We start from the raw sequence: 19819 nt of genomic DNA, 5'->3' as shown, positions 1-19819 counted from the left end.
GCCTCCGGAATCTTCATGACAGCGGACCTCCTTCCAGCGGCCAGCGGCAAGGCGCTCAGCGAGGCCAGCGGGGAGGCGTTCACCCTGAGGCGGCGCCCCCCCGCCGAGAAACTGCTGGACCTCGGCTTCCGTCAGCTCACCCTCAGCCTGGCCGCCGTGGTGGCCTTGGTGCTTCTGGGCATCTTTTTGGTGGTGCTGCAGGGGTCGCAGGAGGCGATCCAGACCTTCGGGCTGAGCTTCCTCACCACCTCCGCCTGGGATCCGGTCAACGACCAGTACGGCGCCCTAATCGCCATTTACGGCACATTGGTGAGTTCCCTGCTCGCCCTGCTGGTCGCCGTGCCCCTCGGCGTCGGCACGGCCATCTTCATCACCGAAGACCTGGTGCCTCCCCTGGTGCGCGACGCGGTGGGGCTGATGGTGGAGCTACTGGCCGCCATTCCCTCGGTGGTGCTGGGGCTGTGGGCCATCTTCGTGATGGAGCCCGCCATCCGTCCGGGGCTGAACCTGCTGCACCGGCTGCTGAGCTGGTCGCCCCTGTTCGACACCCAACCCCAGGGACCAGGCATGGCGCCGGCCATCCTGATCCTGGTGGTCATGATCCTGCCGATCATCACGGCCATCTCCCGCGACGCCCTGAACCAGGTGCCACCGGAACTCCGACTGGGTGCCTATGGCGTGGGCACCACCCGCTGGGGCGCCATCACCAGTGTGATTCTGCCGGCGGCGATCTCCGCCATCACCGGTGGGGTGATGCTCGCCCTCGGGAGGGCCATGGGCGAAACCATGGCCGTCACGATGATCATCGGCAATGCCCTCAATTTCAGCTTCTCACTGCTGGCTCCGGGCAACACGATCGCCGCGATGCTGGCCAACCAGTTCGGCGAAGCCAGTGGCGTCCAGGTGTCGGCATTGATGTATGCAGCGCTGGTGCTGATGGTGCTCACTTTTCTTGTGAATGTCTTGGCGCAGTGGCTGGTTCGTCGCCTCAGCCTCCGCTACTGAGACCTCCCTTCGGATCCTAGCCATGACCCACTCCGCTCCAGTGCCTGTCGACGGATCTAATCCAGCCGAGAGCCTGTTCGTACGCCGCCCTCTGCGCTTCGACCCATCGCTCAAACGTAACCGCATCAACCGGCTCTGCACCTCGGTAGCGGCCCTGTTCGCCACCGTTGCAGTCCTACCGCTGCTGCTGGTAATTGCCTATGTGCTGGTGCAGGGAGGGCGGTTGATCAGCCTGCGGCTGTTCACCGAGCTGCCGCCGGCTCCCGGCCTGGAAGGTGGCGGCATCGGCAATGCGGTGCTGGGCACCATCGTGGTGACCCTGATCGCTTCGCTCATCGCCGTCCCGATCGGGGTGGGCGGAGGCATCTACCTCACCGAATACTCCCAACGGGGCTGGTTCGCCCGCTTCGTGAGTTTCGGCAACGATGTGCTCGCCGGGGTGCCGTCGATCATCTGCGGCGTGTTCGTGTACGGGGTGGTGGTGGCCACCCGGATCTTCTTCAATCAGAGCTACAGCGCCGTGGCCGGGGGCCTCGCCCTGGCCACCCTGATGCTGCCCACGGTGATCAAGACCACCGATGAGGGCCTGAAGCTGGTTCCCCAGGAACTGCGCTGGGGCGCCTACGGCGTGGGTGCCTCGAAATTCGTCACCGTGATGCGCATCACGCTTCCGGCGGCCTTCACCCCGATCGCCACCGGCATCGTGCTGGGGATCGCCCGGGCGGCGGGGGAGACAGCACCCCTGATCTTCACCGCTCTGTTCTCACCCTTCTGGCCTGAGGGCATCTTCAACCCGATCGCCACCATGTCGGTGTTGATCTTCAACTTCGCGATCATGCCCTACGAGGCCCAGAACGAACTGGCCTGGGCAGCCTCCTTCGTGCTGGTGATGATGATCCTGGTGGCCAATCTGGTGGCCCGCTGGCTCAGCAGCCTCTCCCGCACCTGAGGCCCATTCCCTTCCCGCCCCGCCTCTCCCGCTCAGCCTCTCCCGCCCTGCATCGTCGCCACACCTTCTCCATGACCTCCGCACCGATTGCCAGCATGGGCTCCGCCGAGGCCGCCAGGCCCGACATCTGCCTCTCGCTGGAGAACGTGACCATCTCCTACGGCCGGTTCGAGGCGGTGAAGAACGTGTACATGGACATCCCGCGTGGCAAGGTCACGGCCTTCATCGGCCCTTCGGGCTGCGGTAAGTCCACGGTGCTGCGGTCACTCAACCGGATGAACGACCTGATCCCAGGCTGCCATCTCAAGGGCCGGGTGGTGTTCGATGGCCATGACATCTACGACAAACGGGTGGATGCCGTGGAGGTGCGGCGTCGCATCGGCATGGTGTTCCAGAAACCCAACCCATTCCCCAAGAGCATCTACGAAAACATTGCTTTCGGCGCGCGGATCAACGGCTACCGGGGCGACATGGACGAGCTCGTGGAGCGCTCCCTGCGCAAGGCCGCCGTGTGGGATGAGTGCAAGGACAAGCTCAAGGAGAGTGGCCTGGCCCTCTCCGGCGGCCAGCAGCAACGCCTCTGCATCGCCAGGGCGATTGCCACCGAGCCCGAAGTGATCCTGATGGATGAGCCCTGCTCGGCATTGGATCCGATCTCCACCCTGAAGATTGAGGAAACGATGCACGAACTCAAGCGCAGCTACACCATCGTGATCGTGACCCACAACATGCAGCAGGCCGTGCGGGTGGCCGATCTCACCGCCTTCTACAACGCAGAGGCTGTGAGTGGAGGATCGGGGAAAGTGGGCTACCTCGTGGAGTTCAACGACACCCAGACGATCTTCAACATGCCCAGCCAGCAGGCCACCCAGGACTACGTCACCGGCCGCTTCGGCTGAAGCGGACCCAACGCTCCTGGCGAGACCATGAAGTTCTGCGACTGGGGCGTTGAAGGGGCATAAAAAAACCGGCCATCGGGCCGGTGATTGGAAGCGGAGAGGGAGGGATTCGAACCCTCGATAGAGTTGCCCCTATACAGCATTTCCAGTGCTGCGCCTTCGACCACTCGGCCACCTCTCCAGCGGCAAAATGGGGCACTCGAGTGGCAATGTAGCAGCATGACCATCACCTACCCGATCACCGTCCACTGGCGCCAGACCGGCCGGACCATCCGGCATGACGTGCCCGAGGGCGACTACATCCTGCGCAGCTTCGAGGAGCAGGGCGACCCACTCCCCTTCAGCTGCCGCAACGGCTGCTGCACCGCCTGCGCCGTGCGCGTGCTGGCGGGCAGCATCGACCACCGCGAGGCCCTGGGCCTGTCACGGGAGCTGCGCCAGAAGGGCTACGGCCTGCTGTGCGTGGCCAGGGCCACCGGACCGCTGGAGGTGGAGACCCAGGAGGAGGACGAGGTCTACGACCTGCAGTTCGGCCGCCACTTCGGCCGTGGCAGGGTGCGGACCGGTCTGCCCCTCGAGGAGGAATGAGCCCCCGCTGCCCCGGATCCGACCGCGCCTTCGAGGAGTCGGGCCTCACCGCGCCGCAGCGGGACGCGCTGCTGGCCGTGGCGCGCAGCGCCGCTGAAGCCGGTGGTGCCGTGCTCAGCAGCCATTTCGGCCAGGTGAGCCAGATCCGCGAGAAGGGCCGCTGCGGTGACCTGGTGACCGAGGCCGATCTCGCCGCCGAGGCCGCCGTGCTGGATCTGCTGCGATGCCAGACACCGGAACTCGGCGTGCTGGCCGAGGAAAGCGGCCGCCGCCGGGGCAGCGGCGCACTCGAGTGGTGCGTGGATCCCCTGGATGGCACCACCAACTTCGCCCACGGCTATCCCTTCTTCGGTTGCTCGGTGGGACTCTGCTGGCAAGGCCAGCCCCTGCTGGGGGTGTTGGCGGTGCCTGCCCTGCAGGAGCTCTACTGGGCAGCTCCGGGACTGGGCAGCTGGTGCCGCCACGGCCAGAGCGGCGAGGAGCGGCGCCTGCAGGTGAGCCCCTGCGCCCAGCTGCAGGATGCCCTGCTGGTGACGGGCTTCGCCTACGACCGCTTCCAGCGGCTTGACAACAACTACGCCGAGTTCGCCTACTTCACCCATCGCACCCATGGCGTGCGCCGCGGCGGGGCCGCGGCGGTGGATCTGGCCTTCGTGGCGGCCGGACGGCTGGATGGCTACTGGGAGCGGGGCCTCTCCCCCTGGGACCTGGCAGCAGGCGTGGTGCTGGTGGAGCAGGCCGGGGGCCGGGTGAGCGCCTACGACGGCAGCGAGCTGGTGCTGGCCGATGGCCGCCTCATCGCCTGTGCCCCAGGCCTGCACGCCGCGCTGGTGGAGGGGCTGGCCGCCTGCAGACCGCTGAGCGGCGCCAGCTTCGGCGCCCCGGAGCTGGATGCGGCCCGGGCCACTCCATAGGATCGGCCTCCTCAGCCGCCCCGCCCGCGCCCATGGCCCTGCAACCCGCCGCCGGCGCCAGGGATCTCAATCCCCGCGAGGTGGAGCGCAACCGGCGCATCTGTGGCGATCTGGCGGCGGTGTACCGGCGCTGGGGGTACCAGGTAGTGGCCCCGCCGGGCTTCGAGCGGCTCGACACCCTGGCCGCCGGCGGCGGCATCGACAGCCGTGAGCTGGTACGGCTGGCCGCCGATGAACCCCTGGGTCTCAGGCCCGAGCTCACCGCCTCGATCGCCCGGGCCGCCAGCACCCGTCTGGGGAGTCGGCCACGGCCGCTGCGCCTCTGGGCCGAAGGTCCCACCTTCCGCAGCAGCGTGGCCGACACGGGCCTGCAGCGCATCCATGAGCAGCTGCAGAGCGGTGTGGAACTGCTGGGCGAGCCCACGGCGGCGGCGGACGCCGAGCTCACACGGCTGCTGCTGGCGGCCGCCGGCAGCCTCGGCCTGCGCCCCGAACACCGGCCGCGCCTGCTGGTGGGCCACCACGGCGTGCTGAAGGCCCTGCTGCAGCAGATACCCGGCCCCCAGCAGAGCGGGGCCCGGGCAGCCCTCACCAGCTTCGATCCGATCGCGCTCGGGCAGCTCAACCTGAACGGCAGTGATCGCCAGCGCCTGATGGCCCTGATGCGTCTGCGAGGCCACGCCACCCAGGTGCTTTACCAGCTGGAGCAATGGCTGGGTCCGGTGCCGCTTCTGAAAGATCTCGGCCACACCCTGGCGGTGCTCACGCCGGCGGCGGAGCGGCTGGGGGTGGCGGTGCAGCTCGATCCCACCTTCCAGCCCCATTTCGATCTCTATGACGGTCTGGTGCTCAAGCTGGTGTGCCAGGGCCGCGAGGCACCGGTGGCGATCGCCGGCGGCGGCCGCTACGACGCTCTGGTGGGGCGCTTCTGCGGCGATGCCCAGATCGCGGCCGGGGTGGGCTTCGCCTTCGATGTGGAGGCCGTCCGCGAGCTGCTCTCCTCGGACAGCGCTGCGGCCGTCGCTGCGGCCGAAGTCGCCCCGGATCTGGTGGCCTACGCCGAGGACACCCTGCTGGCCGCTGCCCTGGAGATGCTTGAAGGCCTGCACAGCCGTGGGACCCGGGCCGAACTGCTGCCGGGCCCCGTGACCAGCCGCACAGGTGCGGAGGCGATCGCCGCCGAGCGCGGCTCCCCGAGAGTGCACTGGCTCGCTCCCTAGGATCGGGCCAGCCCAAGCCGCGCACCATGGCCCACACGATCGTCACCAACGTCTGCGAAGGGGTGGCCGATTGTGTGGATGCCTGCCCGGTGGCCTGCATCCATCCAGGCCAGGGCGCCAACAGCAAGGGCACCAGCTTTTACTGGATCGATTTCGATACCTGCATCGACTGCGGCATCTGCCTGCAGGTGTGCCCGGTGGAGGGAGCGATCCTGCCGGAGGAGAAGGCCGAGCTGCAACAGCGCGCATAAGATTCAGCCTCTCTCCCCGTTGCGTGATGCCGTCGGCTCTTCCTGGCACCTCCCTGCTCGCCACGCTGCTGCTGGCAGGCATGGCTGCACTGCCAGCTCAGGCCGAGTGCCGCTTCCTGATACCACTGGGCGGCAGCGGTGATCCGGTGGTGAGCAAGCAGATCGGCCCCGATCGGGCCCTGGGCCGGACCAACTGGAACACAGATTTCATCGTGGACCGCGACTACAGGAGCTACCGGTTCTTCTTCACCTCGGCCTCATCGGAGCGGGCCACCTTTCCCATTGCCGGCTTCATGATCTTCACCGATGGGGCCAACCTGCAGGTGATCAACGAAACACCCACCTTCGAGCCTGGTGAGGGCAGGGAGTTCGGCCCCTTCCCGGCGGTGCCCGGCCGCCGCACCCGGCTGATGAATTTCAAGGTCGGCTCGCGAAGCCGGCCCGCCGCACTGGGCTTCAGCTACCGGATCTCCGTCCAGGGATGTGAATAGACGTGGGCGCCGGCCCCGCCACGCCGGGGGCGCAGCACGCCCATCGCGCCGCCCACTGGTTCTGTTGCTCTCCGCGTGCCTGGCCCTGGCCGCCATCGCCATGGCCCTCGACGATCCGCCTGAGCGGGCCGAGCCCCGCTCCAGGCAACGCCTGAAGATCGGTCGGGAGCTGCGCAAGTTCTGAGCTTCCAACCCAGGGAGGTACTGCAGCGGATGGACAGCGATGGGCTGAGACCGCTTCCCCTGGCGTGCCCGCACCAGGATGTCCGCCACAGCCCGGCCACCCTGCCAGCCCGGTCGCGACAGGCTTTTCCGGCCAGGCCCGGGGCTCTTGGCCGTGGCTGGACTCAAGGGGGGTATCCACCCTCTCGGCAACCTGCCAGAACCTCCACGCTTTCCTAGACCGGAGATGCCAGTGAGACGGAGCACACCATGTTCCTCAAAACCCGCCAGGACGGAGCACTGATGGAAGTGCTGAATGTGCATCAGCTTTTTGACCCCTTCGTGACCAACGTGGAGGGTCGCCTGCATGCCGGTGAGGAGATGCAGGACAGGGCGCCCTTCCTGAAGGCCGATCTTCGCTTTCCCTCCGGAGAAGCCCTGCCCCGCTGCTGGATGGATCCCGCCTACAAGCTGCACGCTGCCCCTGTGGGCTGAGCATCGCGAGGGGGCAGCCTCGGCAGGGCACCGCGACAGGGGGTGCCCTGCGGTTGATGCGCTCCCCGGTTCCCCGCTTCATGATCCCGCGGTCGGCATGTCCATGGGCAGACATGTACCTGGGCAACAGTGGGAGGTGGTGGTCCACAACGCCCTGGGCCAGGCGATCCTGGGCCTGTTCCACCCTGGCTCACACGTTCCCATCCCCCCCACCCCGCCGACCATGGCCTGGATTCATGTCCCCGTGTTCGTGCTGGCTCCGCACGGGCACCTTCCCCCCAGCGATGCGCTCCACTGGCCTGCCCTGGTGGCCGCGCAGGCCGAGGGCGTCCGCAGCGCCCGGCGGCTGCGGATCTACCCCTGTCCACCAGCCGGGCCCAGCGACCTGGAGGGGTTGGTGCAGCAGGTCAGGAAGGGCACCCCACCCTTCTGCAATGCGCTCGTTCCAGGGCTGGAGATCGGCGCCCTCAGCCTGGGCGTGTACGACCTGCGGGGGGAGACGCCAGACGAACGGATCGGCCAACCGCCGGCGGCTCTGCGCAACCCCGCGATCACCTGCCTGGACGAGCTCCCCCTGGCCGAGGTGGCCAATGAGGCCTGCTGGTTCTACCCCACCGAAACCGGCACCTACCTGGCCTGCGATACCCCGGAGCAGGTGCAGCAGCAGCCGGGATACCAGCCGGAACGCAGCAGGACCACCGATCCGCTGGCCTACCGGCGCGATCAGCTGCGCTTGCTCTGGTCGCTGCTGGGCGGCGACGAACACCTCACCTGCGTGGGGCTCACCTATGGGGGCCAGCGCATCGACTGGCCTGTGACCTCGGAAACCCCGGCAGCCGCCAGCAGCTGGACGTGGTTTGCGGTTGATTCCTCCTCGGAGCAGCCCTACCGGGAACTCGAGCGGCAGGTGCTCGAGGGCTGAGCCCGGGGGCACTGGATTGACAAGCCCGATCCGCCTGGCTAGTACGTGCGTACTCATCTGTACTGCCATGGCGATCGCCTCCCCCTACACCGTGTTCCGGGCCCCTGATCTCGGTGCCCCTGATCTCGCTTGGCTGCCACCTCCGGTGCCGTCTCCGGCGCCACCGATCGCCCCCAACGCCCATCCCCAACGTCGACACCGGCCGCGCAAGCGTGCCCTCAGCCGGGTCAGCCTGGGGGACAGGGCCGTCCCCTGCGGCTGGGAGCAGCTGATCCAGGGCGAACTGTTCGGTCCCAGCTTCTGACACCGCCGCCCCAGTCGGCATGGCGGGACGGTTTCCTGCCCATGCCACCCCCTTGGCGGCATGGGCTGCCGCGGAGGATTCTGGTAGCCACGTTGAAGACGGACGCACGGTGCTGCAAGCCGAACAGGGTCAGATCCAGATCCATACCGAGAACATCTTCCCGATCATCAAGAAGGCCGTGTACAGCGGCCACGAGGTGTTCCTGCGGGAGCTGGTGAGCAACGGCGTGGATGCCATCAGCAAGCGCCGCATGGCCGCCATGGCCGGCGACTGCAGCGAGGGCCCCGAAGGCCGCATCCAGATCCGCATCGACCGTGAGGCCAAGACCCTCACCATCTCCGACAACGGCATCGGCATGAGCGCCGACGAGGTGAAGCGCTACATCAACCAGGTGGCCTTCTCCAGCGCCGAAGACTTCCTGGAGAAATACAAGAGCGAGAGCGACGCCATCATCGGCCACTTCGGCCTCGGCTTCTACTCCAGCTTCATGGTGGCCAGCCAGGTGGAGCTGGTGAGCCTCAGCGCCCGGGAAGGAGCCGAAGCCGTGCGCTGGAGCTGCGACGGCTCCCCGAACTTCAGTCTGGAAGCAGCCGAGCGCAGCGAGCCCGGCACCGATGTGATCCTGCACCTGATGGAGGAGGAGCTCGAATACATCGAGCCGGCCCGCATCCGCACACTGATCACCACCTACTGCGACTTCATGCCGGTGGAGGTGCAGCTGGAGGGGGAAACCGTGAACAAGCGGGAGGCCCCCTGGCGCAGGAGCGCCCGCGAGCTCAGCGACGACGACTACATCGAGCTCTATCGCTACCTCTACCCCTTCCAGGGCGACCCGCTGCTCTGGGTGCACCTCAACACCGACTACCCCTACACCCTGCAGGGCATCCTCTACTTCCCGAAATCCACCGGGCGGGCCGACTGGGAGAAGGGCGAGATCAAGCTCTACTGCAACCAGGTGTTCGTAAGCGATTCGATCAAGGAGGTGGTGCCCCGCTACCTGCTGCCCCTGCGCGGCGTGATCGATTCGCCGGACATCCCCCTCAACGTGAGCCGCTCGGCCCTGCAGACCGACCGGCGCGTGCGCTCGATCGGCGGCTTCGTGGCCAAGAAGGTGGCCGACCGGCTCAAGGAACTGCACAGAGACGACCCCAAGCGCTACGCCGAGATCTGGGAATCCCTGGCCCCGTTCATCAAGATCGGTGCCATGGAGGATGAGAAATTCGCCGATCAGGTGGCCGATCTGGTGCTGTTCGGCACCACGGCGGCGCCCTTTGACGGCGAGCCCGCCGATGGTGACAGCCTCGATCCGATCCCGGCCGAAGGCGGCAAGGCCTACACCACGCTCTCCGGCTACCGCTCGCGGCTGAGCCCCGACAACGACAAACGGGTGCTCTACTGCACCGATGAGGCTGGTCAGGCCGGTGCCCTGGCCCTGTGGAAGAGCCAGGAGGCCGAGGTGCTGCTCGCCGACAGCTTCATCGACACCCAGTTCATCCCCTGGCTTGAGTACCGCCACGAGGAGCTGAAGTTCCAGCGGGTGGATGCCGAGCTCGACGATTCCCTCCAGGAGAAGGACAGCGAGCTGGCTGATGCCGATGGCAAGGATGCCTCCGAGAAGCTGCGTGAACTCTTCAAGGGCGCCCTCGCTGACGACAAGGTGACCCTCCAGATCCAGGCCCTCAAGGGCGACAACGCCCCCGCCGCCCTGATCCTGCTGCCGGAGCAGATGCGCCGCATCAACGACATGGGCGCCCTGATGGAGCAGCGGCTCCCCGGGCTGCCGGATCATCACGTGCTGCTGATCAACCGGCGCCACAAGCTGGTGGAGGGGCTGCTCAAGCTGAGTGCCGGCTCGGTGATCACCGGCAGCGGCAGCTCCCCCAGTCAGGAGCTGGCCCACGCCCTCAGCCGCCACATCTACGAGATGGCTCGGCTGGCGGTGGGCGGCCTGGAGCCCAACCAGTTGGCCGGCTTCCAGCAGCGCAGCTGCGACCTGATGGGCCAGCTGATGGAGCGGGGGCTCTGAGCGTTTGGTAAAGTCTCCGCTTGGGCTGATGCCCAGAAGTTGTTCTGAACGGTTGTAGGTCATGTCCCGGGTCTGCCAGCTCACCGGCAAGCGCGCCAACAACGGCATGGCCGTGTCCCACTCCCACGTGCGCACCAAGAAGCTCCAGCAGGTGAACCTGCAGGAACGACGCCTGTGGTGGGCCGAAGGCAACCGCTTCGTGAAGCTGCGGGTCTCCACCAGGGCCCTGCGCACCATTCAGAAGAAGGGCCTGGGCGCCTACGCCAAGGAACTGGGCATCAACCTCGCCAAGATCTGAGGGCCCAGCCTTCCCCCCCAGTGTGATGAAGCGCCGTGATCTGCTGAGGCTGACCACCGTCTCAGCCGGATCGCTCTTGCTGGGCCTGCTGGGTCGTCCCCGGCAGGCCCTTGCATTGGGGGGCACCCTGCCCGCGCTCGGGCAGCCCGCCCCTGCCTTCCGGCTCAGCGGGGTCGTTCCCGCGGCCGATGGCTCCGCCGTTCCCGGCGAACTGGCGCTCGGCGATTTCGCCGGCCAGTGGCTCGTGCTCTATTTCTATCCGCGCGACTTCACCGGTGGCTGCACCCTGGAGGCCCGTGGCTTCCAGAGGGATCTGGCCCACTTCCAGGAGGCTGGAGCTGCGGTGGTGGGTGTGAGCGCCGATGACGCCGACTCCCACACCGAGTTCTGCAGCAGTGAGGGGCTGGCGTTCCCGCTGCTCTCCGATCCGGGGGGCAGGGTGAGCGAGAGCTACGGCAGCTGGATCGCCCCCTTCTCCCAACGGCACACCTTTCTGATCGACCCTAAAGGCGTGCTGCGCGAGCGCTGGGTGGCCGTGCGACCGAGCGGCCACAGCACGGAGGTGCTGGACGCCTTGCAGAAACAGCAGGCCCTTCAGGCCTAGATGGTGTGTCCCACCAGGTGATGCTCCTCGGCATCGTCCTGCTGTCTGTGCGGGTCGCGATCGGTCCAGGCGGCCAGATGCGGCCAGCGCTCCCTGGAGGGGATGGAGCGGATGGCGCCGGCCCCGGCAGCGCGTTGCCCACCACTGATCGATTGGCTTCTTTGCGGGCCGTGAAGCAGAGCTGCAGGGGCTGACGGCTCCTGGTCTTGAGCTGAGCACACCGCATCAGCTGGGCGAGCTGGTGACGAACCACCGATGGCCGGCAGCGCGGTGCTCCCGGTGGTGGCGTGATCCCCTCTCGATTGGTCCCTGAAACCGGGGACCCCCCCTGAAGCATCCAGCAGCCACTGTTGGGTGGGGCGCTGGCGCACACGCCACTCTCATGGGAAGGCTTCACCAAGGGCGGCCTCCCCCCTTTCAGGGGGAGGTGTCTGGCCTCAGTTCAGTCAGCCAGCGGGTGGGCCCAGAAAGGATGACCACTCATCAGGCCTGACTCAAGCAAGAGCCGGAGCAAACGAAGCCAAACCGTTGCTATCCACCGTAAGGACACCAGAGGCATAGGGAAAACTATTGCCGTTGATGCCTGCCAAGACCTCAAAGTTTCTGACGGGCAGATAACCAAGCGAGGAACTGATCTTGTTTTGAGTCACGGTGTAGATGCCTTGCGGTAAAACCATTTGGTCCACGCCTTTACCCCCATCTAGAATAATATCGCGATCATCCGAGCCGGGATCAGCCGATGGCGAATCTGGATTTGGAATCACTTTTCCAAAACCGATAAACCGATCATTTCCATCGCCAAGGTTGATCTTACAGATACCGTTATAATCATCAAGCTCAACGCCACCATTGCGCACATCCACGGTGTCATCACCCGCACCCATATCCAGGCTGGCACCATCGATCTCGAGAACATCATTCACGACTACCGTGTCATTGCCAGCATCCATATCCACACGTCCACCCTCGTCCAACCAAAGCCAAGAGCCAACCTTGAGGAGGTCTGATCCTGGACCCATCCTCAACCAGCCAATATCATGATACATGCTATTTTTTGCATGAATAATATCGTCCCCAGACCCTGTTTCTACAAATGGCCCATTAAACGCTATTTCCGATGCCATGACCCTATCATTTCCTTTTCCAGTGTCAAGATCGGAATCACCCAGGAACAATCTCCTTCTTGACTTCAGCACATCATTGCCGCGCCCCGTGATAATTTCTCCTGAACCGTCGGCCTCCGGCCCTAGAACTCGAATGTCCCTCCTACCCGTAATGACATCATGACCAGCCCCCATCGAGATGATCCCTTTCAATTCCATCGCGTAGCGGCTACTGATCCGGTCGTTTCTTCCCAGAAGCTTGATCGACCCTTTGTTGGCAATTCTTAAGCGCCTCGATCGAACACTATCCCGTCCGGAAGTACCCACAATCGCGCGCCTGAGCGGCGCTCTCAATACAATGCGAAGGCCCATGATCAACATCCTCCCGAGAATGAGATCATTGGAGACCGCGTAACTTGCTAGGCATGCCTAGGGCTATCTACAAGATAATTTTCCCATGGCAACAATCACCACAACTAAATATTTCTACATTGAAAGGTGAGCTCGGTGAGCTTTATGCGAATGATTGTCTTTTGCCAGAGAGCAGGCAACACGCAGGGGGCTGTGTGAACACGCTGAGGGCTGTGGGCCGCGATGGCGGGACCACCAAAGCGGCCCTCGCAGAGCGGGTGGGCCTGGTCAGGCTCCACACCTAGAAGCCTTCCAGCACCACCTTGCCAAGGCTGTGGCCGCTGGCCAGCTGCCGATGGGCGCTCTCCAGATTCGCTGCATTGATCCGGCCCCGGTGGTCCTGCAGGGTGCTGCGCACCAGGCCCCCCTCCACCAGGTCCGCCAGGCGCTGCAGCAGGCGCCCCTGCTCCGCCATGTCTGCGGTGCCGAACAGAGAGCGGGTGAACATGAACTCCCAGTGCAGGGAAAGGCTCTTGCGCTTGAGGGCCAGCAGGTTGAGCGCGGCTGGGTCAGGGTCGTCGATCAGGGCCAGGGCCCCCTGGGGGCGAAGCACATCCACCAGGGCCTCGAAGTGCCGGTCGGTGTGGGTGAGGCCCACGGCCCACTCCACCCCGCCGATGCCCAGGGCCTCCAGCTGGGGCCGCAGCGGGAGCTGGTGGTTCAGCACGTGGTGGGCACCCAGCGCGAGCACCCAGGCCCGGCTCTCCGGCCGTGAGGCGGTGCCCACCACCGTGAGGCCGGTGAGCGCCCGCAGCAACTGCACCAGAATCGAGCCCACCCCGCCGGCGGCCCCCACCACCAGCAGCGCCTGGCCATGCCCGGCCTCGGGGTGCTGGGGCAGCCGCAGGCGATCGAACAGCAGTTCCCAGGCCGTGATGGCCGTGAGCGGCAGGGCGGCAGCCTCCGCGGCGGAGAGGGAGCCGGGGGCCGCCGCCACCAGCCGGTGATCCACCCGCTGCAGCTCGGCGTTGCTGCCCTGGCGCGGCAGGGACCCGGCATACCACACCCTCTCGCCCGGGGTGAAGCCGCTCACCGCGGACCCGAGGGCCTGGACGCGACCCACCGCGTCCCAGCCCAGGACCCGCCAGCCCCCGGCCGGCGGCACTTCCCGCTGTCGCACCTTGAGATCCACCGGGTTCACCGCCACCGCCTCCAGCCGCACCAGCAGGTCGTGCTCCCCTGGCTGGGGCTCCGGCAGCTCCAGATCCAGCAGGTAGTGCGGCGAACCGAGCTCCGCCGACCGCTGGTAGCCCACTGCGCGCATGGGCGCCTCCCTGTGGCGAATCTCAGGCCAGCCTGGCAAGCAGGCGGGCATGCACCTGGGTGGACTGCCTGAGCTGACGCACCCGCTCCGGATCGGGGGGGGCATCGAGGCAGGCCTGCCAGCGGGCGGTGAGGCCGGCGGGGGGTGGTTGATCGAGGCGGTGGCAGGGGCAGCCGAGGGCGGAGGCGGCCGCCTCCACCTTGGGGTCGTAGCTGAGGGCGGCCGTGGGCGCCCCGGCGGCGGCGGCCAGGATCAGGCCGTGCAGGCGCATGGCCAGCACCAGGCCACTGCCGGCGCAGAGCCGCATGGCCTCCCGCGGACGGTCGGGGCTGAGTTCGCGGCTGCGGGCCGCCAGGGCCGGGCTGAGCAGCCCCTGCGCCCGCAGGGACGCCAGCAGGCCCCGGTCCTGATGGGCGTGGAACGGCAGCCAGATCAGTTCCCGCTCCGGAGCCAGCCCCTCGAGGGCCTGCAGCCACGGCCTCCAGCCCTCACCCTCCAGCTGTGGCGTGGGCCGGAAGCAGAGCACGATCGGCCCGCCTTCGCCGCGCCACAGCTCCGGTGCGACGCTCCACACCGGATCGGCCCCCACGGCGCCCTCGCCTCGGCGTCCGAGGCTCCTTGCCAGGGCCGCCGAGGCCGGGTCCCGCCAGCTCACCGCGGTGACCAGCGGCAGCAGTCCCCGCACCAGCCAGCGGCTGCGCTTCCGGCGGAGCGGACCCAGTCCCTGTCCCCACAGCAGCACCGGCTTGCCCTGGCTGCGGGCCAGCAGCACCAGCGTGGCGTAGTACACCAGGCTCAGAAAGCTGGTGCTGTCCTGCAGCAGGCTGCCGCCGCCGAACACCAGGGCATCGCAGCGGCCCACCGCCTCCAGCACCGCCGCCAGGCTGGTGCGGTCCACCGTGGCCACGCCGTAGCGGCGCTGCACCAGGGATTGGTCGCGGGCCGTCACGGTGGGCCGGCAGCCGGCCGGCAGCGCGGCCAGCAGCACCTCCAGCAGGGCGTCGTCGCCCAGGTTGTGCTCGCCGTAGTAGCCCACCAGCAGCGGACGTGGACGCAGGGGCACGGGGCGCGGGGCCAGCAGCGGTGCCATGCCTACCACCGGGCACCACCCGCATCCTGCTGCTGGGCGGGCAGGGGCGCCCCCAGCCAGGCAGCCAGCAGGCCGGCCACGAAGCCGGAGGCATGGCCGATCCAGCTCACACCAGCCGGACTGAGCAGGGGAAGCAGCGACGGCAGCAGGCCGCCATAGGTGGTGAGGCACACCAGCGACAGCACGATCGGCCAGGGCCGGCGCTCCACCAGCCCGGCGGCCAGCAGGTAGCCCAGCAGCCCGTACACCACGCCGGAAAGGCCATGGCTGGCGTTGTGCCACAGCAGCCACACCGGCAGGGAGCACACCAGCACCGACGCCCACACCCGCAGGTAGGGGCGGATTCCCCGGGAGAGCACCAGCCAGGAGAGGGGCACGAACCAGAGGGAATTGCTCAGCAGATGGCCGAAGCCGGCGTGGCTGAAGGGCGCGGTGACGATGCCCCACACCGGCCCGCCGGGCACCAGCGGCAGGTTCCAGCGGCCGCCGAACAGCAGCTGGTCCACCAGCTCCTGGACCCAGGCCACCGCCAGGATCAGGAGCGGCAGCAGCAGACGGGAGCGCAGGCCCATCGGTGCAGGTCCCTCGCGGAGCAGACAACGCAATGGCAGAGTCTGCCCATGCATGCCCTCTCACTGCCGACTTGGTGGATCCACATCGCCTCGGTGCTGGAGTGGATGGTGGCGATCGTGGCGGTGCAGACCTACGGCCGGCGGCGCGCTGAACCGGGCTGGCGCTGGCTGGCCTTGGCGATGACGCCGGCCCTGGTGAGCGCCATGGCCGCCTGCACCTGGCACCTGTTCGACAACAGCCCTGCCCTCCAGGGGCTGGTGGTGTTCCAGGCCGGCTGCACCCTGCTGGGCAACGTCGCCCTGGCCGGGGCCGCCCTCCATCTGCTGCGCCAGCAGCAGGCGGCCCGGCCTCCGGCACCATGAACGGGCTCGGCCCCCTGCTGCAGGCCCTGCTGGAGCGGCTGGCGGCGGTGGACGCCGGGCCGCTGTTCGTGCTCTCGCTGCTGCCCTATCTCGCCTTCCTGTGGTGGGCCCGCCAGGTGCAGGCCTTCCCCCGGCTGGCCCTGCGCGGCTTTCAGCTCACCCTGCTGTTCGTGGCGGTGACGATCGGCGCGGCGGTGATCGCCGAGCAGCGGTTCGGGCGCCAGCTGGCGGACGTGGATCCCCTCCACGGCGGCGCCGAAGCCTTCCTCACCCTCGCCAATCTGGTGGTGGCGCTGGGCTTTCTGCAGGGGCCACCGCCGGCGGAGCCCTGAGGCTGCCGGCCCCCTGGATGAACAAGTCTTACGGCGGTGCCAACGCCGCCGTCCTCGCCCGGAAGATGGGGCGTCGGCTTGTGATCCATGCTCGCTCCACTTCTGGCTGTGGCCCCCGCCACCATCACCTGGTCGCCGAAGGTGGCGCTGGTGATGATCGTCTGCAACGTGATCGCCATCGCGATCGGCAAAGCCACCATCAAGCAGCCCAACGTGGGCCTGCAGCTGCCCAACAGCGCCATGTTCGGCGGCATGAGCCACGGGGCCATGCTCGGCACCCTCAGCCTCGGCCACATCCTCGGCATCGGCACGATCCTGGGTCTGGCCTCCCGCGGCGTGGTCTGAACCGGGGCGCCTCAGCCCCCCGCCAGGTAGGGCAGCACCCTGAGGCCGTACCGCTCGAAGCGGTAGTCGAAGAGCAGGGCGGAGAGATCCTCCGCTCGCCTCCTCTCCAGGGCGCTGAGCAGGCGCTCGAGCCGCTGATCCGCCGCACCGCTCACCAGAGAGAGCCAGGTGCGGCGAGCCAGTCGCCCACTCAGCGACCAGCGCCAGCCCAGGGCCTGGCGGAGCTGGGCGGCATAGCGGCGGGCCAGCCGGGCCGGATCCGTGCCCTCCAGCAACAGGGGAGCCAGCACATCCGCACTGGTGATGGCGTGGCGGATTCCCTCGCCGCCCAGCAGGTTGGCCGTGCTCACCGCATCCCCAAGGCCCAGCAGGTGGCCGAGGCCATGGTCTTCCCGGCGGCGGATGCTGCTGCGGATCCGGCCGCCATGCCGGTCGAGCACCGGGGCCTGGGCCAGGTCCAGCCGTGCCAGCAGACCCATCAGCTCAGCCTGGAGCGGCTCGCAGCCCGAGGGCAGCTCCGGCTCGAGCCGGCAGATTCCCACCTTGAGCAGTCCGGGCGCCATCGGAAACACCCAGCCGTAGCCGCGCCGCACCCAGGAGCTGCCGAGGAAGAAGCTGAGTCGTTCGGCCCACGGCTGCCACTGGGCCATCCCCACCTGCAGCAGCCACTCCACCCCCAGGCCCACCACCAGGGGCGCACGGCGGCGGTCGGGATCCCCCAGCAGGGCCCTGGCTTCGCCGCTGGCGTCGATCACCCAGCGGCTGGCCACGGACACCAGGCGCCCCCCCCGCCCATGCCGCAGCCAGGTGCGCATCCTGCCCCCGCAGTGCGACGAGGCCACCGCCCGCCAGCCCAGCACCACCCGGGCTCCCAGGGCGGCAGCCTCATCGGCCTGCCAACGGCGCAGAGCGGCGAAGTCGAGCACCGCACCGAGCGGGCGTGACGACCGCCACACCCGGGCGCGGCCAGCCGGCCCCACCAGATGCCAGGCCCGCCAGCGGGCGGCGATCACCTCCTCGGGGAGCGCCAGGCCCTCCACCGCCGACTGGGGCACGGCCGCACTGCTGAAGGCCGCCCGAGCCAGGTCGTCGAGGCGATCCACCAGCATCACCCGAACGCCCGCGGCGGCCAGATGGCGGGCGAGGCGCCCCCCCGCCGGGCCCGCCCCCACCACCAGCACATCCACGCTGGCAGGGGGATCGCCTGGATCGAGCCGAGGGCCCCCGCAGGGATCGGTGGTGCTCAGACCGCCAGGGGGGGTTGGGCCGGAAGCGGAACCCGCAGCACCGTGCCGAAGCGCTCCAGGATGCGCTCCGCCATCTGGGGCGGGGTGAGGCCCAGGCTCTCCTTGCTCTGGGCGGGAGAGGCATGGTCCACGAGCATGTCGGGGATGCCGATGCGGAACACCGGCACCAGCACGTCGTGATCCACCAGGCTCTCGGTGACGGCCGCACCGAAGCCCCCGGCCAGGCATCCCTCTTCCATCGTCACCACCCGGCCGATGCGCCGGGCCATGGGCAGGATCAGGGCCTCATCCAGCGGCCGCAGGAAGCGGGCGTTGATCACGGCCGCGCGCACACCCTGTTCCTGCAGCAGTCCGGCCGTGGCCATGGCGGGATGCACCATGGCGCCGTAGGCCACGATCAGCAGGTCGTCGCCGTCGGCCAGCAGTTCCCCGCGGCCGATCTCCAGCGCTTCGAAGCCCTCCTCCGCCAGGGGCACGCCCTCACCCTCGCCCCGGGGAATGCGCAGGGCGCAGGGGCCGTCGTGCTGGATGGCGGTGATCAGCATCCGCTGCAGCTCGGCTTCGTCCTTCGGCGCCATCACCGTGAAGTTGGGCACGCAGCGCAGGTAACTGATGTCGTACTGACCCTGGTGGGTGGGGCCGTCGGCCCCCACGATGCCGGCCCGGTCCATCACGAAGGTGACGGGCAGCTTCTGGATGCCCACATCGTGGATCAGCTGGTCGTAGGCGCGCTGCAGGAAGGTGCTGTAGATGGCGCACACCGGCCGCAGGCCCTCGCAGGCCATGCCGGCCGCCATGGTCACGGCGTGCTGTTCGGCGATGCCCACGTCGAAATACTGGGCGGGCAGCGCTTTCTCCAGCAGGTCCAGGCCGGTGCCGGTGGCCATCGCCGCGGTGATGCCCACCACGCGGGGATCCTGGTCGCAGATCTTCACCAGCGTCTGGCCGAACACCTTGCTGTAGCTCGGCGGCTTCGGCTTGCTGGAGGGAAAGGCCTTGCCGGTGGCCAGGTCGAAGGCGCTCTGGGCGTGGTAGCCCACCTGATCGGCTTCGGCGTAGGGGTAGCCCTTGCCCTTGGTGGTGGCCACGTGCACCAGCACCGGCCCGTCGTGGGCATGGGCCTGCTGGAACACCTTCACCATGCCGGCGATGTCGTGGCCGTCGATCGGGCCCATGTAGGTGAAGCCCAGCTCCTCGAACACGGCACCCACCTTGGGCACCGCCAGCCGCTTCATGCTCTCCTTGAGATTCTTGAGCTCCGGCGGCAGCTCGCCGTGCATGAACGGCAGGTGCTTGATCGCCTCCTCGGCGTTGTCCTGCAGAAACTGCAGCGGCGGGCTGTGCCGCATGCGGTTGAGGTGGGTGGAAAGGGCGCCCACGGGCGGGCTGATCGACATGTCGTTGTCGTTCAGCACCACCAGCAGCCGGGTGTGGGGCAGGTGGCCGGCGTGGTTGATCGCCTCCAGGGCCATGCCGCCGGTGAGGGCGCCGTCGCCGATCACGGCCACGCACTTGAAGCTTTCACCGCGCCGGTCGCGCGCCAGGGCCATGCCCAGGGCCGCGGAGATCGAGGTGCTGGCATGGCCGGCGCCGAAATGGTCGAAGCGGCTCTCGCTGCGCTTGAGGTAGCCCGCCACGCCGCCTTTTTGGCGGAGGGTGTGGAAATCCTTGTAGCGGCCGGTGATCAGCTTGTGGGGGTAGGCCTGGTGGCCCACGTCCCACACCACCTTGTCGCGGTCGAGATCGAGGGTCTGGTAGAGGGCGAGGGTGAGTTCCACCACCCCCAGGCCCGGCCCCAGGTGGCCACCGCTGGTGCTCACCACCTCCAGATGCCGCTCGCGGATCTGACGCCCGATCGCCTCGAGCTCGGCGATGCTCAGACCGTGCAACTGGTTGGGGTGGGTCAGCTCACTGAGATGCATTACGACCCGTGCGTTGGATGCAATCTAGGGGGTTCGCCCGGC

General features: G+C 67.9%; 23 protein-coding genes and 1 tRNA gene. 17 read left to right on the top strand and 7 right to left on the bottom strand.

The genetic code is table 11. The features are described 5' to 3' along the window. Positions 1-15 precede the first annotated feature (15 nt). The 3 genes from pstC to pstB all read left to right on the top strand — a co-directional run bounded on the left by pstC (position 16) and on the right by pstB (position 2853). A complete protein-coding gene (gene pstC, locus CBM981_RS02115) occupies positions 16-1005 on the top strand; it encodes a phosphate ABC transporter permease subunit PstC (protein WP_172820793.1) in 990 nt (329 codons plus the stop codon). Positions 1006-1027: 22 nt separating this feature from the next. Next, on the top strand, positions 1028-1954 hold the full coding sequence (gene pstA / locus CBM981_RS02110; RefSeq protein WP_225867478.1) for a phosphate ABC transporter permease PstA: 927 nt from the start codon (positions 1028-1030) through the stop codon (positions 1952-1954). Positions 1955-2049: 95 nt separating this feature from the next. Then, positions 2050-2853, top strand: a complete 804-nt coding sequence (gene pstB / locus CBM981_RS02105) for a phosphate ABC transporter ATP-binding protein PstB (RefSeq protein WP_369801680.1) — start codon at positions 2050-2052, stop codon at positions 2851-2853. Between the two features lie 94 nt (positions 2854-2947). Here pstB and CBM981_RS02100 read toward each other — a convergent pair. Beyond that, a tRNA-Ser gene (locus CBM981_RS02100) sits at positions 2948-3034 on the bottom strand. 38 nt (positions 3035-3072) lie between these two features. Here CBM981_RS02100 and CBM981_RS02095 point away from each other — a divergent pair. The 11 genes from CBM981_RS02095 (at position 3073) to CBM981_RS02045 (ending at position 11128) form a co-directional block, all read left to right on the top strand. Then, on the top strand, positions 3073-3441 hold the full coding sequence (locus CBM981_RS02095; RefSeq protein WP_087067062.1) for a 2Fe-2S iron-sulfur cluster-binding protein: 369 nt from the start codon (positions 3073-3075) through the stop codon (positions 3439-3441). Continuing rightward, positions 3438-4355: an inositol monophosphatase family protein gene (locus CBM981_RS02090; protein WP_087067061.1), complete on the top strand. Its 918-nt coding sequence runs from the start codon at positions 3438-3440 to the stop codon at positions 4353-4355. Before CBM981_RS02095 ends, CBM981_RS02090 begins: the two co-directional genes overlap by 4 nt. Before the next feature lie 32 nt (positions 4356-4387). Continuing rightward, entirely contained in the window at positions 4388-5575 is a 1188-nt protein-coding gene (locus tag CBM981_RS02085; protein ID WP_087067060.1) for an ATP phosphoribosyltransferase regulatory subunit, read from the top strand. 26 nt (positions 5576-5601) lie between these two features. After that, on the top strand, positions 5602-5826 hold the full coding sequence (locus CBM981_RS02080) for a ferredoxin family protein (RefSeq protein WP_087067059.1): 225 nt from the start codon (positions 5602-5604) through the stop codon (positions 5824-5826). Positions 5827-5852: 26 nt separating this feature from the next. Then, complete coding sequence (locus CBM981_RS02075; protein ID WP_087067058.1) at positions 5853-6317, top strand: hypothetical protein; 465 nt, start codon at positions 5853-5855, stop codon at positions 6315-6317. A gap of 432 nt (positions 6318-6749) precedes the next feature. After that, positions 6750-6974: an acetyltransferase gene (locus tag CBM981_RS02070; RefSeq protein ID WP_087067057.1), complete on the top strand. Its 225-nt coding sequence runs from the start codon at positions 6750-6752 to the stop codon at positions 6972-6974. Positions 6975-7197: 223 nt separating this feature from the next. After that, positions 7198-7896 carry a hypothetical protein gene (locus CBM981_RS02065; protein ID WP_157665306.1) on the top strand — a complete coding sequence of 233 codons (699 nt, stop codon included), beginning with the start codon at positions 7198-7200 and terminating at the stop codon, positions 7894-7896. A gap of 67 nt (positions 7897-7963) precedes the next feature. Further along, positions 7964-8200 (top strand): hypothetical protein, encoded by a 237-nt coding sequence (locus tag CBM981_RS02060; protein WP_087067055.1) that lies wholly within the window; start codon positions 7964-7966, stop codon positions 8198-8200. Between the two features lie 19 nt (positions 8201-8219). Further along, positions 8220-10226 (top strand): molecular chaperone HtpG, encoded by a 2007-nt coding sequence (htpG, locus tag CBM981_RS02055; RefSeq protein ID WP_369801661.1) that lies wholly within the window; start codon positions 8220-8222, stop codon positions 10224-10226. A 61-nt stretch (positions 10227-10287) separates the two neighbouring features. Further along, the gene (gene rpmB, locus CBM981_RS02050) at positions 10288-10524 is read left to right on the top strand and encodes a 50S ribosomal protein L28 (protein ID WP_087067053.1); all 237 of its coding nucleotides are present in this window, start codon (positions 10288-10290) and stop codon (positions 10522-10524) included. A gap of 25 nt (positions 10525-10549) precedes the next feature. After that, positions 10550-11128 carry a peroxiredoxin gene (locus tag CBM981_RS02045; RefSeq protein ID WP_087067052.1) on the top strand — a complete coding sequence of 193 codons (579 nt, stop codon included), beginning with the start codon at positions 10550-10552 and terminating at the stop codon, positions 11126-11128. Positions 11129-11622: 494 nt separating this feature from the next. Here the strand turns inward: CBM981_RS02045 and CBM981_RS15155 are convergent, their stop codons facing one another. The 4 genes from CBM981_RS15155 to CBM981_RS02030 form a co-directional block, all read right to left on the bottom strand. Then, positions 11623-12603: a hypothetical protein gene (locus tag CBM981_RS15155; protein ID WP_157665305.1), complete on the bottom strand. Its 981-nt coding sequence runs from the start codon at positions 12601-12603 to the stop codon at positions 11623-11625. 280 nt (positions 12604-12883) lie between these two features. Next, positions 12884-13906: a zinc-binding alcohol dehydrogenase family protein gene (locus CBM981_RS02040; protein ID WP_087067051.1), complete on the bottom strand. Its 1023-nt coding sequence runs from the start codon at positions 13904-13906 to the stop codon at positions 12884-12886. Positions 13907-13928: 22 nt separating this feature from the next. After that, on the bottom strand, positions 13929-14969 hold the full coding sequence (csaB, locus tag CBM981_RS02035) for a polysaccharide pyruvyl transferase CsaB (protein ID WP_087069113.1): 1041 nt from the start codon (positions 14967-14969) through the stop codon (positions 13929-13931). A 29-nt stretch (positions 14970-14998) separates the two neighbouring features. Further along, the gene (locus CBM981_RS02030; protein ID WP_087067050.1) at positions 14999-15568 is read right to left on the bottom strand and encodes a rhomboid family intramembrane serine protease; all 570 of its coding nucleotides are present in this window, start codon (positions 15566-15568) and stop codon (positions 14999-15001) included. Positions 15569-15616: 48 nt separating this feature from the next. Here CBM981_RS02030 and CBM981_RS02025 point away from each other — a divergent pair, with 48 nt between their 5' ends. From CBM981_RS02025 to psaK, 3 genes are all read left to right on the top strand, one after another. Further along, positions 15617-15931 (top strand): DUF2499 domain-containing protein, encoded by a 315-nt coding sequence (locus CBM981_RS02025; RefSeq protein WP_087067049.1) that lies wholly within the window; start codon positions 15617-15619, stop codon positions 15929-15931. Further along, positions 15928-16263: a DUF3593 domain-containing protein gene (locus CBM981_RS02020; RefSeq protein WP_172820791.1), complete on the top strand. Its 336-nt coding sequence runs from the start codon at positions 15928-15930 to the stop codon at positions 16261-16263. The genes CBM981_RS02025 and CBM981_RS02020 overlap by 4 nt, the downstream gene beginning before the upstream one ends. Before the next feature lie 87 nt (positions 16264-16350). Beyond that, positions 16351-16608 carry a photosystem I reaction center subunit PsaK gene (gene psaK / locus CBM981_RS02015; RefSeq protein ID WP_087067048.1) on the top strand — a complete coding sequence of 86 codons (258 nt, stop codon included), beginning with the start codon at positions 16351-16353 and terminating at the stop codon, positions 16606-16608. 11 nt (positions 16609-16619) lie between these two features. On the opposite strand, the gene CBM981_RS02010 is transcribed toward psaK, so the two are convergent. Next, positions 16620-17795 carry an NAD(P)/FAD-dependent oxidoreductase gene (locus CBM981_RS02010; RefSeq protein ID WP_087067047.1) on the bottom strand — a complete coding sequence of 392 codons (1176 nt, stop codon included), beginning with the start codon at positions 17793-17795 and terminating at the stop codon, positions 16620-16622. Positions 17796-17851: 56 nt separating this feature from the next. Then, a complete protein-coding gene (dxs, locus tag CBM981_RS02005) occupies positions 17852-19777 on the bottom strand; it encodes a 1-deoxy-D-xylulose-5-phosphate synthase (protein WP_087067046.1) in 1926 nt (641 codons plus the stop codon). Positions 19778-19819 lie beyond the last annotated feature (42 nt).

This window comes from Cyanobium sp. NIES-981, from assembly GCF_900088535.1.
Lineage (GTDB): Bacteria > Cyanobacteriota > Cyanobacteriia > PCC-6307 > Cyanobiaceae > NIES-981.
Note: the sequence above shows the minus strand (reverse complement) of the source record. Positions and strands in the feature narration are given on the sequence as shown.